Annotated in this window: 17 protein-coding genes; 15 read left to right on the forward strand and 2 right to left on the reverse strand. The window is 67.5% G+C overall.

Annotated features, from left to right (window positions below):
* Nucleotide 1 precedes the first annotated feature (1 nt).
* The 15 genes from fabG (at nucleotide 2) to acpS (ending at nucleotide 12,808) form a co-directional block, all read left to right on the forward strand.
* Entirely contained in the window at nucleotides 2-745 is a 744-nt protein-coding gene (gene fabG, locus AC1DW3_RS22895) for a 3-oxoacyl-ACP reductase FabG (protein ID WP_477935218.1), read from the forward strand.
* 88 nt (nucleotides 746-833) lie between these two features.
* Nucleotides 834-1,073, forward strand: coding sequence for an acyl carrier protein (gene acpP, locus AC1DW3_RS22900; protein ID WP_056204266.1), 240 nt, complete (start codon nucleotides 834-836; stop codon nucleotides 1,071-1,073).
* Between the two features lie 36 nt (nucleotides 1,074-1,109).
* A complete protein-coding gene (gene fabF, locus AC1DW3_RS22905; RefSeq protein ID WP_477935220.1) occupies nucleotides 1,110-2,354 on the forward strand; it encodes a beta-ketoacyl-ACP synthase II in 1,245 nt (414 codons plus the stop codon).
* Nucleotides 2,355-2,510: 156 nt separating this feature from the next.
* Nucleotides 2,511-2,795 (forward strand): hypothetical protein, encoded by a 285-nt coding sequence (locus AC1DW3_RS22910; protein ID WP_477935222.1) that lies wholly within the window; start codon nucleotides 2,511-2,513, stop codon nucleotides 2,793-2,795.
* Nucleotides 2,792-3,370 (forward strand): sigma-70 family RNA polymerase sigma factor, encoded by a 579-nt coding sequence (locus AC1DW3_RS22915; RefSeq protein WP_477935223.1) that lies wholly within the window; start codon nucleotides 2,792-2,794, stop codon nucleotides 3,368-3,370. Before AC1DW3_RS22910 ends, AC1DW3_RS22915 begins: the two co-directional genes overlap by 4 nt.
* Nucleotides 3,364-3,912, forward strand: a complete 549-nt coding sequence (locus tag AC1DW3_RS22920) for an RseA family anti-sigma factor (protein ID WP_477935225.1) — start codon at nucleotides 3,364-3,366, stop codon at nucleotides 3,910-3,912. The genes AC1DW3_RS22915 and AC1DW3_RS22920 overlap by 7 nt, the downstream gene beginning before the upstream one ends.
* A gap of 59 nt (nucleotides 3,913-3,971) precedes the next feature.
* On the forward strand, nucleotides 3,972-5,441 hold the full coding sequence (locus tag AC1DW3_RS22925) for a DegQ family serine endoprotease (protein ID WP_477935227.1): 1,470 nt from the start codon (nucleotides 3,972-3,974) through the stop codon (nucleotides 5,439-5,441).
* Between the two features lie 519 nt (nucleotides 5,442-5,960).
* The gene (gene lepA, locus AC1DW3_RS22930; protein ID WP_477935229.1) at nucleotides 5,961-7,769 is read left to right on the forward strand and encodes a translation elongation factor 4; all 1,809 of its coding nucleotides are present in this window, start codon (nucleotides 5,961-5,963) and stop codon (nucleotides 7,767-7,769) included.
* Nucleotides 7,770-7,798: 29 nt separating this feature from the next.
* Nucleotides 7,799-8,782 (forward strand): signal peptidase I, encoded by a 984-nt coding sequence (gene lepB, locus AC1DW3_RS22935; RefSeq protein ID WP_477935231.1) that lies wholly within the window; start codon nucleotides 7,799-7,801, stop codon nucleotides 8,780-8,782.
* Nucleotides 8,783-8,790: 8 nt separating this feature from the next.
* Nucleotides 8,791-9,171 (forward strand): DUF4845 domain-containing protein, encoded by a 381-nt coding sequence (locus tag AC1DW3_RS22940; RefSeq protein WP_477935233.1) that lies wholly within the window; start codon nucleotides 8,791-8,793, stop codon nucleotides 9,169-9,171.
* Between the two features lie 16 nt (nucleotides 9,172-9,187).
* Nucleotides 9,188-9,880 (forward strand): ribonuclease III, encoded by a 693-nt coding sequence (rnc, locus tag AC1DW3_RS22945; RefSeq protein WP_477935235.1) that lies wholly within the window; start codon nucleotides 9,188-9,190, stop codon nucleotides 9,878-9,880.
* Nucleotides 9,877-10,803 carry a GTPase Era gene (gene era / locus AC1DW3_RS22950; RefSeq protein ID WP_477935237.1) on the forward strand — a complete coding sequence of 309 codons (927 nt, stop codon included), beginning with the start codon at nucleotides 9,877-9,879 and terminating at the stop codon, nucleotides 10,801-10,803. The genes rnc and era overlap by 4 nt, the downstream gene beginning before the upstream one ends.
* 5 nt (nucleotides 10,804-10,808) lie before the next feature.
* Nucleotides 10,809-11,552 (forward strand): DNA repair protein RecO, encoded by a 744-nt coding sequence (gene recO / locus AC1DW3_RS22955; RefSeq protein WP_477935239.1) that lies wholly within the window; start codon nucleotides 10,809-10,811, stop codon nucleotides 11,550-11,552.
* A gap of 4 nt (nucleotides 11,553-11,556) precedes the next feature.
* Nucleotides 11,557-12,324, forward strand: coding sequence for a pyridoxine 5'-phosphate synthase (locus tag AC1DW3_RS22960; RefSeq protein ID WP_477935241.1), 768 nt, complete (start codon nucleotides 11,557-11,559; stop codon nucleotides 12,322-12,324).
* Between the two features lie 85 nt (nucleotides 12,325-12,409).
* Nucleotides 12,410-12,808, forward strand: a complete 399-nt coding sequence (acpS, locus tag AC1DW3_RS22965; RefSeq protein ID WP_477935243.1) for a holo-ACP synthase — start codon at nucleotides 12,410-12,412, stop codon at nucleotides 12,806-12,808.
* A gap of 25 nt (nucleotides 12,809-12,833) precedes the next feature.
* On the opposite strand, the gene AC1DW3_RS22970 is transcribed toward acpS, so the two are convergent.
* Nucleotides 12,834-13,853 (reverse strand): hypothetical protein, encoded by a 1,020-nt coding sequence (locus AC1DW3_RS22970; RefSeq protein ID WP_477935245.1) that lies wholly within the window; start codon nucleotides 13,851-13,853, stop codon nucleotides 12,834-12,836.
* A 122-nt stretch (nucleotides 13,854-13,975) separates the two neighbouring features.
* A partial coding sequence (locus AC1DW3_RS22975) for a COG3904 family protein (RefSeq protein WP_477935247.1) occupies nucleotides 13,976-15,590 on the reverse strand: 1,615 nt, incomplete at its 5' end.

A 15,590-nucleotide genomic window follows, 5' to 3' on the forward strand; every position in this document is an offset into this window, starting at 1 on the left:
AATGACTGAATCCGCATCCAAGGGCGTCGCCCTCGTCACCGGCGCCAGCCGCGGCATCGGCCGCGCCATCGCGCTGGCCCTGGCCAACGAAGGCTGGCGCGTCATCGGCACGGCAACGACCGAGTCCGGCGCTGCCGGCATCACCGAGGCGTTGGCCGCTCACGGTGGCCGTGGCATTGCACTGAACGTGACCGACGCCGCCGCCAGCCAGGCCGCCGTCGACGACATCGTCGCCAAGGACGGCGGCCTGCACGTCCTCGTCAACAACGCCGGCATCACGCGCGACACGCTGTCCATGCGCATGAAGGACGACGACTGGGACGCCGTGCTGGACACCAATCTCAAGGCGGTCTTCCGCCTCGCCCGCGCGGCCACCAAGCCGATGATGAAGCAGCGCTCGGGTCGCATCATCAACATCACGTCCGTCGTCGGCGCCTCCGGCAATGCCGGCCAGGCCAACTACGCCGCCGCCAAGGCCGGCGTGGCCGGCCTGACCCGCTCCCTGGCCCGCGAACTCGGCAGCCGTGGCATCACGGTCAACTGTGTCGCGCCCGGCTTCATCGCCACCGACATGACCGAAGTGCTGCCCGAGGCCCAGAAGGCCGCGCTGCTGGCGCAGATCCCGCTGGGTCGCCTCGGCGCGCCCGAGGAGATCGCCGCGGCCGTCGTCTTCCTGGCGTCACCCGGCGGTGCTTACATCACGGGCAGCGAGCTGCACGTCAACGGCGGCATGTACATGGCCTGAATGGCCCGGGCGCCCTGATTTAGGGGCGCCCATCTAGTGCCCGTAGAATGCTGGGCTGTTTTCTGCAAACCCCTCCCGGAGGAGTGTCATGAGCGATATCGAAGCACGAGTCAAGAAAATCATCGCCGAGCAACTCGGCGTGGCGGAAGCCGACGTCACGAACGAAAAGGCTTTCGTGGCCGACCTGGGCGCCGATTCTCTGGACACCGTGGAACTGGTGATGGCCCTCGAAGACGAGTTCGGCATCGAGATCCCGGACGAAGAAGCCGAGAAGATCACCACTGTGCAGCTGGCGATCGACTACGCCGTCAAGCACCAGAAGGCCTGAAGGCCTTCTTTCTCTCGCAACTCTGATCCGCACTGCATGAGCCGTCGCCGCGTTGTCGTCACCGGTCTTGGCCTGATCAGTCCCGTCGGCAATACCGTTGCCGAAGGCTGGGCCAATATCCTCGCCGGTCGTTCCGGCATTGCCACCGTCACCCGCTTCGATGCCAGCAACCTGGCATGCCATTTCGCGGGTGAGGTCAAGGGCTTCAACATCGAGGAGTACATCCCCGCGAAAGAAGCCCGGCACATGGATGGCTTCATCCACTACGGCCTGGCGGCGGCCTTCCAGGCGGTGCGTGACTCCGGTATTCCCACCGGCGATCAACTGACCGAAGAACAGGCCGAGCGCATCGGCGTGCTCGTGGGTTCCGGCATTGGCGGCCTGCCGCTGATCGAGGAAACCAAGACCGAGCTGATGAACCGCGGCCCGCGCCGCATCTCGCCGTTCTTCATCCCGGCCTCGATCATCAACATGATCTCGGGCCATGTCTCCATCAACTTCGGCTTCCAGGGTCCCAACCTGGCGATCGTGACGGCCTGCACCACGGGCCTGCACGCGATCGGCGAAGCCGGCCGCCTCATCGAGTACGGCGACGCCGACGTGATGATCGCGGGCGGCGCCGAAGGTGCGGTGTCGCCGCTGGGCATCGGCGGTTTCGCCGCGGCCCGGGCGCTCTCCACCCGCAACGACGACCCCGCGACCGCCTCCCGCCCCTGGGACAAGGACCGCGACGGCTTCGTGCTGGGCGAGGGTGCCGGCGTGCTGGTGCTCGAAGAGTACGAACACGCCAAGAAGCGCGGCGCCAAGATCTATTGCGAGCTGGCCGGCTTCGGCATGGGTGCGGACGCGTTCCACATGACCGCGCCCAACGTTGACGGCCCCAAGCGCTCCATGCGTGCGGCGCTGCGCAACGCGGGCATGAACCCCGACCAGGTCCAGTACATGAACGCCCACGGCACCTCCACGCCGCTGGGCGACGTGAACGAGACCAACGCGATCAAGCTGGCCTTCGGCGATCACGCCAAGCAGATGGTCATCAGCTCGACCAAGTCCATGACCGGCCACCTGCTGGGCGGCGCGGGCGGCATCGAGTCGGTGTTCACGGCCCTGGCCATCCGCGACCAGGTCGCCCCGCCGACGATCAACATCTTCAACCAGGATCCCGAGTGCGACCTGGACTACTGCGCCAACGAGGCGCGGCCCATGAAGATCGACGTCGCGGCCAAGAACAACTTCGGTTTCGGCGGCACCAACGGCACGCTGATCTTCAAGCGCGTCTGACGACGCGGCGCCCCGGCGATGCGTCGCACGCCGCCGGTCGTCGTGCAGGTCCAGCGCCAGCCGGTAGTGCAAGCTCTCGTCGCCTTGATCGCGGCTTTGGCATCAGGCGGTCTTGCCGTCTGGGCGTGCAGCCACCAATTCCTTGCCTGGCCTGTAGTGCTGATCGTCCCGTTGGCCGCTCTGTGGGCCTGGCGGGCCGCCGCCGCATTGCCGCGCCGGCTGCGCTGGGACGGCCAGGCCTGGTGGCTGACCGAGCCCGGCCGTGATGACGAGACCGCCGTGCAACTCGCCGTGCTGATCGACCTCGATGCCTGGCTGCTGCTGCGGGCAGGCGCAGGCCGCGGCCCGCGCTGGCTGGCGCTGTCGCGTGGCCAGCAGCCGGCGTGGGGCGCCCTGCGCGCGACGCTGTTCGCCGCAAACGGCGCGGCGGTGCAGCGATGACGGTGGACGTCGACGCCCAGTTGGTGCTGCAGGCCCAGCAAGGCAACCGCGGCGCCTTCGACATGCTGGTGCTGAAATACCAGCGCCGCGTCGAGCGCCTGCTGTCGCGCAGCGTGCGCGACCCCGCCGACGTGGCCGACCTTTGCCAGGAAACTTTCCTGGCGGCCTACCGTGCGCTGCCGGCCTTCCGCGGCGAGAGCGCCTTCTACACCTGGATCTATCGCATCGCGATCAATGCCGCCAAGCGCCATCGCGCCCGGCAGCGGCCCGTCGAATCCCTGGACGACGACGAGGGAACTTTCGGCACCGACGCGGCTCCAAGCGACGATGCGACTCCCGAAGCCCTGCTTGCTGGCCGCCAACTGGCGCGCGAGCTGGACGCGGCGGTCGCGACCCTGGCCGAGGAGCAGCGCCGGGCGCTGCTGTTGCGAGAGGTGGATGGCTTGAGCTACGACGAGATCGGCGATTTGATGGGCTGCCCGCCGGGCACCGTGCGCTCGCGCATCTTTCGCGCCCGCGAAGCCGTGGCCGCGCGGCTGCGGCCGCTGCTGGGTGGAGGAGGGCGGCCATGGTGAAGCCTGTCGATGACGCGCTGAACGAGGCCTTGTCGGCCGTCATGGACGGTCACGCGACGCCTGCCGATTGGGCGCGTGTGAATGCGGCCTGGGCAGACGACCCCAGCCTGCGCGAGCGCTGGGCCCTCTGGCATGCCGCCGCAGACGGTCTGCGCGCCGCCGAGCTGCCCGATCTGCATCGCGAACCCCAAGCCCTGCTCACGGCCCTGCATGCGCAGCTGCCCCTCGTCCAGGCCGAGCCGCCACGCCGGCGCGAGTGGTTCGCGCCCTTTGCCGTCGCCGCGGGTTTCGTGGCCATGGCGATAGGCATGGCTGCGCTGCGGCCCGCGCCCGCCCCCGATGCCTTCGTCGCCGCTGTGCCGATCTCAACACCGCGCGCGCAGGGGCTTAACGGCCTTAGCTTTGCGCAGACGGCCGCAGGCCGTACGCTGCCGGCCGTGGGCGCGGCGCGGGAGCCCGGATTGCCGGGGGAAGCGCCGGCCGAGATCATCGACTGGGGGCTGACCCTGCCGGAGCCCACCGCCTCGCAACCTCGTCCTTGAAGCGCCGCTGCGCTGCCCCATCTGTTTTCTTTCCGTTCTGCTGATTTCCGGAAATCCATATGCACGCTGAGAACCGTCTCCATTCCGCGCGCACGCGCCTCCTGCTGTCGAGCACGGCCATCGCGCTGGCGTTGGCGCTGGGCCAGGCACCTGCCGCCGCCCAGCCGCGCGAGCTGCCGGATTTCGCCGAGCTGGTGGAGAGAGTCGGTCCCGCGGTCGTCAACATCCGTACCGCCGAGAAGGTCAAGGTGCCCGAAGGCCAGGCGGAGATGAACGAGCAGATGCAGGAGTTCTTCCGCCGCTTCGGCATCCCCGTGCCCAACCAGCGCCGTGGCGCGCCCCGCGGTGGCGGCACGCCGGACGATGACGGCCCGATGCGCCGCGGTGTCGGCTCTGGCTTCATCCTCAGCGCCGACGGTTATGTGCTGACCAATGCCCACGTCGTGCAGGGCGCCGACGAGGTCATCGTCACGCTGACGGACAAGCGTGAACTGAAGGCCAAGCTGATCGGCGCCGACCAGCGCTCCGACGTTGCCGTCGTCAAGGTCGAGGCCACCGGCCTGCCGTTCGTGAAGGTCGGCGATAGCAACAAGTCTCGCGTCGGCGAATGGGTCATGGCCATCGGCTCGCCCTTTGGCCTGGAGAACACCGTGACGGCCGGCATCATCAGCGCCAAGCAGCGCGACACCGGCGACCTGCTGCCGCTGATCCAGACCGACGTGGCCATCAACCCCGGCAATTCCGGCGGCCCCCTTGTCAACATGCGCGGCGAGGTCATCGGCATCAACTCGCAGATCTACAGCCAGAACGGCGGCTATATGGGCATCTCGTTCGCGATCCCCATCGCCGATGCCATTCGCGTGGCCGACGAGTTGCGCGCCGGCGGCCGCGTCGTGCGCGGCTACCTGGGCGTGCTGCCTGACGACCTCACCAAGGAGATCGCCGAGGCCATCGGTCTGGGCAAACCGCAGGGTGCGGTGATCCGTTCCGTCATTGCCGGCAGCCCGGCCGAGAAGGCGGGTGTCGAGGGCGGCGACGTCGTCACCAAGGTCGATGGCAAGGTCGTCGACAAGGCCGCCGACCTGCGCCGCCTCGTCGCGAACGTGAAGCCCGGCGCCAAGACGACGCTGACCGTGTTCCGCCGCGGCGCGACCAAGGACATCGTCGTCACCATCGGCGAGGACGAGCGCAGCAAGAAGCCGGGCAGCGCCAGCGAAGGCAGCGCCGAGCCGGCGCCGGCCGTGGCCGCGCCCAGCGCCGCCCTCGGCCTCAAGGTGTCGGAACTGACCGAAGCCCAGCGCAAGGAGATGAAGCTCAAGTCGGGCGTCAAGGTCGACAGCGCCACCGGTGCCGCCGCGCGCGCCGGTCTGCGGGAGGGCGACCTCATCCTGTCGGTGGACAACGTCGAGGTGGCGTCGGTCAAGTCCTTCCAGGCGCAGGTTGCCAAGGCGGACAAGGCCAAGGCCCTCAACCTGGTCGTGCGCCGGGAGGACGTCACCAGCTTCATCCTGCTGAAGCCGGCCCGCTGAACTGGCACAAAACCTCAGCCGCCGCCTCGGTCTTTCCGCGATGCGGCAAGTCAGCGGCGGCCGGCGGTCGAGGTTGTCCACCGTTTCGGGAAGTTGGCGCCGGCTAACTTTCGCACTGGGATGGGGATTGTTCGCGCCATCCGCTAAAATCACGGTTAGACGACCCCTGGAAAGCGGTGTCCGGCGGTGGAATCGAAGGCCGTTGATGACACCTGGATTTCTTCCACAGGCGATCCACAGGAACTTGTGGATAACCTGTGGTTAAAATTCCTTGTTGGCAGCCTGCAACGGCCGGAAAACCAATGCTGGTGCGGTTTCCCGGGAAGGCCTTTTGGCTACAATGAAGGCCCAACAAGCAGTTGCCATACCTTTTGTTGGAAGGCACGTCGCCTCTTCGACGTGCCTTTTTTTTAGCTCCCGCACGCCGCATCAGAGCCTCGCGTCGCTCCGCGACATGAGCTTGCCCAGCAAGGGCTCCCGCCCTTGCGTCCTGCCGGTCCCGGCGCGGCCCACGACTCCATGAATCACATCCGCAACTTCTCCATCATTGCCCACATCGACCACGGCAAGAGCACGTTGGCCGACCGCATCATTCAGCGCTGCGGAGGCCTGAGCGACCGCGAGATGGAAGCTCAGGTGCTGGACTCGATGGACCTGGAGCGCGAGCGCGGCATCACGATCAAGGCGCAGACGGCCGCGCTTCAGTACAAGGCCAAGGACGGCCAGATCTACAACCTCAACCTGATCGACACGCCGGGGCATGTGGACTTCTCTTATGAAGTCAGCCGCTCGCTGTCGGCCTGCGAGGGCGCTCTGCTGGTCGTCGACGCATCCCAGGGTGTCGAGGCGCAGACCGTGGCCAACTGCTACACGGCGCTGGACCTCGGCGTGACGGTCGTGCCGGTGCTGAACAAGATGGACCTGGCCTCGGCGGACCCCGACAACGCCAAGGCCGAAATCGAGGACGTCATCGGCATCGACGCCGACGACGCCATCCCCTGCTCGGCCAAGACCGGCATGGGCATCGACGAGATCATCGAGGCCGTCATCGCCCGCATGCCGGCGCCGCGTGGCAACCCCGACGGCGCGCCGCGCGCCATGATCATCGACGCCTGGTTCGACAACTACGTCGGCGTCGTCATGCTGGTGCGTGTGGTGGACGGCGAACTGCGCAAGGGCGAGCGCATCCGCATGATGAACACCAACACGGTCTACCCGATCGAGCACCTGGGCGTGTTCACGCCCAAGAGCGAGAACCGCGATGGCCTGAAGGCCGGCGAGGTGGGTTTCATCATCTGCGGCATCAAGGAACTGGCCGCGGCCAAGGTCGGCGACACCGTCACGCTGGAAAAGAAGCTGCCCAACAACGCCGGCCCGGCGACCGAGGCGCTGCCCGGCTTCAAGGAAATCCAGCCCCAGGTGTTCGCGGGCCTGTACCCGACCGAGGCCAGCGAGTACGACCAGCTGCGCGATGCGCTGGAAAAGCTCAGCCTCAACGATTCGTCGCTGCGCTACGAGCCCGAGGTCAGCCAGGCCCTGGGCTTCGGTTTCCGCTGCGGCTTCCTGGGCCTGCTGCACATGGAGATCGTGCAGGAGCGCCTGGAGCGCGAGTTCGACCAGGACCTGGTGACCACCGCGCCCAGCGTCATCTACGAGGTGGAGCTGAACACCGGCGACGTCATCCAGGTCGAGAACCCGTCCAAGATGCCCGAGATCGGCGCCATGCGCGAGATCCGCGAACCCATCGTCACGGTGCATCTCTATATGCCGCAGGACTACGTCGGCGTCGTCATGACGCTGGCCAACCAGAAGCGCGGCGTGCAGCTGAACATGGCCTATCACGGCAAGCAGGTCATGCTGACCTACGAGATTCCGCTGGCCGAGATCGTGCTGGACTTCTTCGACAAGCTGAAGTCGGTCTCGCGCGGCTATGCCTCCATGGACTACGAGTTCAAGGAATACCGCGCCGCTGACGTCGTCAAGGTCGACATCCTGATCAACGGTGAGAAGGTCGACCCGCTGTCCATGATCGTGCACCGCAGCCAGAGCCAGTACCGCGGCCGCGGCGTGGCGGCCAAGATGCGCGAGCAGATTCCGCGCCAGATGTATGACGTGGCCATCCAGGCCGCCATCGGCGCCAACATCATCGCCCGCGAGAACATCAAGGCGCTGCGCAAGAACGTGCTGGCAAAATGCTACGGCGGTGACATCACCCGCAAGCGCAAGCTGCTGGAAAAGCAAAAAGCCGGCAAGAAGCGCATGAAGCAGATCGGCTCCGTGGAAGTGCCGCAAGAAGCCTTCCTCGCCATCCTGCAAGTCGACGACTGACCCCCCCTCCAGCCTTGAATACCTCATTGATGAGCGCTCTGACCGGTGTTTTGTACGCGGCCCTGGTGGCCTATCTGGGCGGCTGGTACACCGGGAGGTGGAACGGCAACTTCGCGCTGCTGCTCTTCATCCTGACGGCGGTCACGCTGTTCTACTGGCTGGCCGAGCGTTTCCATTTCGCGCCGGCCCGCCGAGCGGCGGCCGAGGCCCTGGTGTCCAACGACGCCAAGCGCCGCGAGAACCTGGCCGCCCAGGGCATTGCCCGCGTCGATGGCGACGTCGAGCCGGCCCGCCAGCAGATCCTGCAGCAGCCCTGGTGGCTGGACTGGACCGCCGGCCTGTTCCCGGTGATCCTGGTCGTCTTCCTGCTGCGCAGCTTCCTGTTCGAGCCCTTCAAGATCCCGTCGGGCTCCATGGTGCCGACGCTGCTCGTGGGCGACCTCATCCTGGTCAACAAATTCCACTACGGCATCCGTCTGCCGGTGATCAACAAGAAGATCATCGCCAACAACGACGTCAAGCGCGGCGACGTGATGGTGTTCCGCTACCCCGAGGACCCGAGCACCGACTTCATCAAGCGCGTGGCCGGCATTCCGGGTGACGAAATCAGCTACGTCAACCAGAAGCTCTACATCAATGGCCAGGCTGCCCCGGTGCAACCCCAGGGCAATTTCTACGACGACAGCGGCTCGCCGCGCGTCTACCGGCCCCGCTTCATGGAAAAGCTCGGCGACAAGGAGCACGAGATCCTCGTGCAGCCCGAGGCCCAGACCTTTTTCCGCGCCGACCGCGCCGACGGCCCCTTTCCCTTCCAGGAAAATTGCCGCTACACCATCGAAGGCGTGACCTGCAAGGTGCCGGCCGGCCACTACTTCATGCTGGGCGACAACCGTGACAACTCACGCGATTCGCGCTACTGGGGGTTCGTGCCGGATGAAAACATCGTCGGCAAGGCCTTCTTGGTCTGGATGAATTTCGGTAATCTCAAGCGCATCGGTACCTTCTTCAATTGATGCCCCAGATGAGCCGCCGCCTCCAACCCTCCGCTCCTCTTCGCAGCCAGCGTGGCGTCACGCTGTTCGGCCTGCTGTTCTGGGGTGTCGTCGTCGCTACCACTGCCGTCGTCGGCATGAAAGTCTTCCCGACGGTGCTGGAGTACTACACCGTGCAGCGCGTGGTCGACCGCATCGCGGCAGGCAACCCGGCGACCGTGCCCCAGGTGCGCCAGGAATTCGACCAGGCCACCATGGTCGAGTACTCCATCCAGAGCCTCAAGGGCAGCGACCTCGTGATCACCAAGGACGCCAACGACAAGGTCGTCATCGAGTTTGCCTGGGACAAGGAGATCGACCTCTTCGGGCCGGTCTACCTGCTGATCAAATACCACGGCAAGTCGCGTTGACCTTGCCCCCGCTTCGATGAGCGTCGTGCTTGAGGCCCTGCAGAAGCGCCTGGGCCATCGCTTCCAGCGACCCGAGTTGCTGGCGCGCGCCCTGACCCATCGCAGCTATGGCGCCGACCACAACGAGCGTCTCGAGTTCCTCGGCGACGCCGTGCTCAGCCTGGCCGTGTCCAGCCTGCTTTACGAACGCTACGCCGGCTCCGACGAAGGCGACCTGACCCGTGTGCGGGCCCATCTCGTGCGCGAGGACAGCCTGCACAAACTGGCCCTGGCCATGGGCCTGCCGGCGGTGCTGAAGATGTCCGACGGCGAGGCCCGCGGCGGCGGCGCGCAGCGGCCTTCCATCCTGGCCGACGCCGTCGAGGCCGTGCTGGGCGCGGCCTATATCGACGCTGGCTACGACGTCGCCCTGGCCATCGTGCGCCGCCTGCTCGGCGAGACCATCTCGACCGCCAGCAGCGCCGGCGACTTCGCCAAGGACGCCAAGACCGCACTGCAGGAATGGCTGCAGGCCCGCCGCATCGCGGTGCCGAACTACCGTATCGTCGCGACACGCGGCCAAGCCCACGCCCAGACCTTCGAGGTCGAATGCGCGGTACCGGCGCTGGACGTGGCCGAAATGGGCGAAGGCCGATCACGCCGCACCGCCGAGCAGGAGGCAGCCCGCCGCCTGCTGGATAGACTTACCGCCGAACGAGGCAAACCATGACCACCGACGCTGTACCCCCCGCCGCTGCCCCTGCTGACGGCCCTGCCCAGCGCTGTGGCCTGATCGCCATCGTCGGTCGCCCCAACGTCGGCAAGTCCACGCTGCTGAACGCGCTGGTCGGCCAGAAGGTCAGCATCACGTCCGACAAGGCCCAGACCACGCGCCACCGCATCACCGGCGTGCGCACCGTCGAGGAAGCCCAGTTCGTCTTCGTCGACACGCCCGGCTTCCAGACCAAGCACAACGCCGCCTTGAACCGCACGCTGAACCGCACCGTGCACGGCGTGCTGGCCGACGTGGACCTGGTGCTTTTCGTCGTCGAGGCCGGCCGCTTCGGCCTGGACGACGCCAAGGTGCTGGGCCTGCTGCCCGAGGACAAGCCGGTTGTGCTGATCGCCAACAAGCTCGACGCCGTGCACCGCCGCGCCGAACTGGCGCCCTGGCTCAAGGGCATGCAGGAGCGCCGCAACTTCACCGAGTTTGTGCCGCTGTCGGCCAAGAAGGAAAGCGACGTCACCCGCCTCTTCAAGATCCTCAAGCCCTATCTGCCCGAGCAGGGCTGGTTCTACGAGGAAGACGCGCTGACCGACCGCAGCGAGAAGTTCCTGGCCAGCGAAATCATCCGCGAGAAGCTGTTCCGCCTGACCGGCGACGAACTGCCCTACACCTCCACCGTCATCATCGACAAATGGGAAGAGGAGGGCGAGCTGCGCCGCATCAGCGCCAGCATCGTCGTCGAGCGCGACGCCCACAAGGGCATGATCATCGGCCAGGGCGGCGAACGCCTGAAGCGCATCGGTTCGGAATCGCGCCAGGAGCTGGAGCATCTGATGGATGGCCGCGTCTTCCTGGAACTGTGGGTCAAGGTTCGCTCGGGCTGGGCCGACACCGAAGAGCATCTGCGCAGCTACGGCTACGAGTGAGCCCCGTGCGGACTCCGTCGGTGCAGTCGGCCTATGTGCTGCACCAGCACGACTGGAGCGAGTCCAGCCTCATCCTCGACCTGTTCACGCGCGAGTCCGGCCGCATCGCCGTCGCGGCCAAGGGTGCCAAGCGGCCGTATTCGCAGTTGCGCGCCGTGCTGCTGCCCTTGCAGCGCATCAGCGTCAGCCTGTCCAAGCCCGCCAAGGTCGATGGCGGCGACGTGCAGACGCTGCGCGGCGCCGAATGGGGCGGCGGCGCGACGCTGCCCGCCGGCGCCGCCCTGTTCTCCGGCTACTACCTGAACGAGCTGCTGCTCAAGCTGCTGGCCCGGCATGACCCGCATCCGCAGCTGTTCGATGCCTACGCCGACACGCTGGCGCATCTGGCCGAGGGTGATTCGGTGCTGCGGGCCTTCGAGATCAGGCTGCTGGCCGAGTTGGGGCTGCTGCCTGACCTCAGCGTCGTGACGCCCACCCAGGCCGTCATCGATCCGGCGCGCCGCTACCAGCTGTCGGCCGAGTCCGGCCTCATCCCGCCCACCAGCGACGCCAGCCTGCCTGGCGCATTGCTGATCCAGCTCCAGGCTGCACTGCTGCACGGCAGCATGGCGGCGCTGCGCCAGGCCTGCGCCGCCGCCCCCCAAACCCTGAAGACGACGTTGCGCGGGCTGCTCCACTACCATTTGGGGCACCAGCCGTTGCGCACCCGCGCCTTGCTGGTGGACGTGCAACAACTGCTCGATTCTTGACCCCATGAACCCTCTCGCCCATGCCGGCGCCCGCTGCGCCCTGTCGGTCAACGTCAACAAGGTCGCGCTGCTGCGCAACACCCGCCATCTCGGCATTCCCAGCGTGCTGCGCGCCGCCGAGCAATGCCTGCTGGCGGGCGCCCAGGGCATCACGGTGCACCCGCGGCCCGATGAACGCCACATCCGCCCGGGCGACGTCGACGACCTCGCGGCCTTCTTGCGCGACTGGCCCCAGGCCGAGTTCAACATCGAGGGCAACCCGACGCAGAACCTGATGGACTTCGTGCGCCGCCACCGCCCGCACCAGGTCACCTTCGTGCCGGACTCGGAAGACCAGTTCACTTCCGACCATGGCTGGACGCTGCCCCAGGATGCCGAGCGCCTGAAGCCACTGATCCAGGAAGCCCAGGGCCTCGGCGCGCGCGTCAGTCTCTTCATGGACCCCAACCCGGCTGCAATGGCTGCCGTGGCCGAACTGGGCGCGGACCGCATCGAGCTCTATACCGAGACCTTCGCCAGTGCCTTTGGCACCGAGCGCCAGGACGCCGTGCTGGCCGGCTTCACGGCCACGGCCGAGGCGGCTCTGAAGGTCGGTCTCGGCATCAATGCCGGTCATGACTTGAACCGCGACAACCTCAGCCTGTTCCTGCGCCATGTGCCCGGCGTTCAGGAGGTCTCCATCGGTCATGCGCTGATCGCCGATGCACTGGAGCTCGGCTATGCCGAGACGATCCGGGCCTATCAGCAAGTCATTGCGACGGCCTACGTGTGATGCGGGCCGCAGTGCCGGGCCGTCCCAAGCAAGGACCGACCCTCTCGGAGGGTCGACCGCCGTACCCGGTGGGCGGGGAGTCGACATGATCTACGGCATCGGCACCGACGTCTGCGACATCCGCCGCATCCGCGCCACGCTGGCGCGGCGCGGCGAGCGCTTTGCCGAGAAGGTGCTGGGGCCGCATGAGCTGGCCGTCTTCAGGGAGCGCCGCGCCAAGGTCGAGGCGCGGGGCGAGGCCTATCTGGCGACGCGCTTCGCGGCCAAGGAGGCCTTCTCCAAGGCCATAGGCATGGGGATGCGCATGCCCATGACCTGGCGCGCCATGGAGGTCGTCAAGGCGCGCAGCGGCAAGCCCGAGATCGCGTTGCACGGCGCGCTGGCCGACTGGTTCGCCGCGCGCGGCCTGAGCGCGCATGTGACGGTCAGCGACGAGCAGGACTATGCCGTCGCCTTCGTCGTCGTGGAGAAGACGGCGCCCTAGCTTCGAATCCTGGCGCCGCCCGCGCTCAAGGCGCCTTCTTGACCGCTGCCTTGGCGGCCGCGGGCTTGGCCAGAGACTCGCCCTTGGACTTCATGTCCATATCCATGTCCATGAACATGCGGCCGTTGTCGGGCCCGTTCATCGTCATCTTCATGTTCATCGCGAGCTGGTTGGACAGCGGCAGGCGGTCGGCCATGCGCATCGCGCTCGTGCCCTTGCCGCCGCCGGTGATCTGCATGTGCAGCATCTGCGGCGGTGCGTCGCTCGTCGCCGCAGCGCTTGCCGCGGACGCCGCCGCAGCCGGTCTGGGCAGCGGCGTGTCGACGTTCATGTTGAGACTCATGTCCAGGTCGAAATGGGCCACGCCCTTGTCGACGCGCGCCAGCGTGTAGCGCACCAGACCCTGCATATTGCCGGCACCACCGGGCAAGGGCATGGGCAGGGCCATGTTCAGCGGCACCTCGAAGCTTTCGCCGATCTTCAGCGGGCGCTGGCTCAGGGCCTTGAACAGCTGCAGCGACTCGCCGATGGCGGCCTTGCCCTGGTTGAGCATGGCCTCGCTCACCTCAGGCGAGCCGCCCTCGAACTTCTGCATCTCGAAGGCGAAGTCCTTGGGGTTGAAACGCGCGGCGAAGCTCATCTCCGTCTTGCCGAGGTTGGGCAACTGCGTCGGCTTGCCGCCGATCTCCACGCTGCCGCTCTTGGCGCCGACCGACAGTTGCATCGGCAGCCAGCCCTCGGCGTCCGGCGCGTCGACCTTCAGGGTCTGCTCCATGCGCATGGCCATCTTCATGGCCCCCATGCGGTCGATGTTCGCGGCCGCGGTGGCGATCTTGCTGCGCTGCTCTTCGGTCGCGTCGGGGCCGGCCTCGACGCGCATCTTCATGACGGCCTGCAGGTCGATCTGCTGGCGCTGGTGCTGGCCGGCGCGCGGCGTGGTGTCGAAGCTGACGGCGGCGGGCGCGCTGGGTGCCGCCTGCGCAGCGAGATTGAGGCCAAGCAGGGCACCGAGCAGGGTCAGGCGCAGCGGGGAGGCGATGGTCACGAGGGCAACTCCATGAAAACGGTGCCGAACTGGCAGCCGGACGGCATCGTAGAAGGCGGCCCTCAGGGGTTGGCATCAGCCCCCTTGGGTAATTTCACCCACGCGAACTTATGCGGTCCTGATCAGCGCGATGGCTGGAAGAGCAGGCGTGCGGCCAGGTCACGGCGGGCCGGCGGCTGGGCCTGCAGCCGGTCCAGCATCGTGATGACGGGATCGCAGCTCGGGCCGGGCCGGGTCGCATCCGGCGCGTCGGCCCACAGGCGGGACAGCATGCCCAGGGCGGTCGGCCCGACGGAGCGTTCCAGCACCTCCATCTCGATGGCGCTGGGCGGCTTAGGCTGCCGGTTCGCCGGCGCGCTGTCGGCGGCCTCCCGCACCCATTGTGCTTCCAGGATCTGCAGCTCCTCCGGCAGCTGCGGGCGCGCGCTCATGCGCCCCTCCAGCAGGTCACGGCAGGCGCCGGTGGCGTTGGCTCCGCGCAGCGCCTTCAGCTGCTCGGACACCAGTTGCACATAGCGGCGGCGCAGGATGGGGTCGGTGCCGTTCAGGATGGCGGGCATCTGGCGGGCCAGGGGTGACAGCGCCATGGCCTGCACCGCCTCGTCGGCGGCGCCGGCAGCACGGGCGTCCCACATGCGCTTGGCCACCTCGTCCACGGTGCCCGGCATGCGGCGGTCGAGCGCCTCCCACACCGGATGCATGTGCAGCACGTCGTTGAGGTCGGTCGGCTTGGCGTTGGCGTCCGGCAGCGGCACGGCCAGCGTGCGGGGCGAGGGGGCGATCAGCGAATAGGAGAGCAGCTCCTCGCGCGGCACGAACCACATGCTGCGCGACGGCGTGCGCAGCGTCTTGTCGATCATGGGCTGGGGCAGGCCCAGTTCGCCATAGGTCTTGGCCAGCTGCTGGTTGGCCAGTTCCTCGAAGACGGGGTTGTAGGTGCCGGTGGACGCACGGTGGAAACCGAGTTCGCCGGTCGGCGTGAGATGACGCGGCTGGCCGGCCAGGAAGACCAGCGTGCAGGCGCTGGCGCAGGTGCCCACGGCACGGCTGGCGTGGCCATGTGACTTCAGCGCCGCGGCCATGCGCTCGGCCTCGCGCACCCGGCCGCCGGGCGACACCAGCTCGACGCGCTTGATTTCCTTGGCGGCCTCGCTGTCGAGCAACTGGCGCATCCGCTCGCCGTCGCCCATGCCGATGACGCCTTCCAGCTTCAAGCTGCGGCCATCGGCCGAGAAGCTGAACTTGGCCTGCCCCAGCGGGTCGACGCCGCGGGCCATCGACCAGTATTCGCCCATGCTCGGCAGGAAGCCGAACACCACCGAGGCCAGCAACTGCAGCGTGCTCAGCGCCAGCGTGATGCGCGCCAGCCAGCCCCACAGCGCCGAGCCGCTCTCGCGCAGATAGTTGCTCGCGGCGCGCCAGGCGCCGACGATGCACCACAGGTTCAGCAGCAGCAGCAAGGGCATCGTCACCAGCAGCGAGATGGCGCTGATCTGCAGCGAGTCGCCCTTGACGCTGATCCACGTCATCAGCCCCGTCAGCAGGAAGGCCAGCGGCGTGGCCACCAGGAAGTTGTTGACCCAGTAGCTGCGCACCAGGCTCATCTCGCCATGCCAGTGGCGGGAGAAGTAGCCGCGTTGCGCTTCCTTGACGACGCGCGTGCGCGCCGGCGGCCGGGCGCCGGCCGGGCGCGGCCGGTGCGAGGACTGCTGCCAGGCCGCCGGCTCGGGCGGGGGC

The organism is Roseateles sp. P2_H4 (assembly GCF_056403315.1).

Coding starts and splice junctions, on each gene's coding strand:
- fabG (WP_477935218.1), top strand. CDS start 2: ATGACTGAATCCGCATCCAAGGGCGTCGCCCTCGTCACCGGCGCCAGC.
- acpP (WP_056204266.1), top strand. CDS start 834: ATGAGCGATATCGAAGCACGAGTCAAGAAAATCATCGCCGAGCAACTC.
- fabF (WP_477935220.1), top strand. CDS start 1,110: ATGAGCCGTCGCCGCGTTGTCGTCACCGGTCTTGGCCTGATCAGTCCC.
- AC1DW3_RS22915 (WP_477935223.1), top strand. CDS start 2,792: ATGACGGTGGACGTCGACGCCCAGTTGGTGCTGCAGGCCCAGCAAGGC.
- AC1DW3_RS22920 (WP_477935225.1), top strand. CDS start 3,364: ATGGTGAAGCCTGTCGATGACGCGCTGAACGAGGCCTTGTCGGCCGTC.
- AC1DW3_RS22925 (WP_477935227.1), top strand. CDS start 3,972: ATGCACGCTGAGAACCGTCTCCATTCCGCGCGCACGCGCCTCCTGCTG.
- lepA (WP_477935229.1), top strand. CDS start 5,961: ATGAATCACATCCGCAACTTCTCCATCATTGCCCACATCGACCACGGC.
- lepB (WP_477935231.1), top strand. CDS start 7,799: ATGAGCGCTCTGACCGGTGTTTTGTACGCGGCCCTGGTGGCCTATCTG.
- AC1DW3_RS22940 (WP_477935233.1), top strand. CDS start 8,791: ATGAGCCGCCGCCTCCAACCCTCCGCTCCTCTTCGCAGCCAGCGTGGC.
- rnc (WP_477935235.1), top strand. CDS start 9,188: ATGAGCGTCGTGCTTGAGGCCCTGCAGAAGCGCCTGGGCCATCGCTTC.
- era (WP_477935237.1), top strand. CDS start 9,877: ATGACCACCGACGCTGTACCCCCCGCCGCTGCCCCTGCTGACGGCCCT.
- AC1DW3_RS22960 (WP_477935241.1), top strand. CDS start 11,557: ATGAACCCTCTCGCCCATGCCGGCGCCCGCTGCGCCCTGTCGGTCAAC.
- acpS (WP_477935243.1), top strand. CDS start 12,410: ATGATCTACGGCATCGGCACCGACGTCTGCGACATCCGCCGCATCCGC.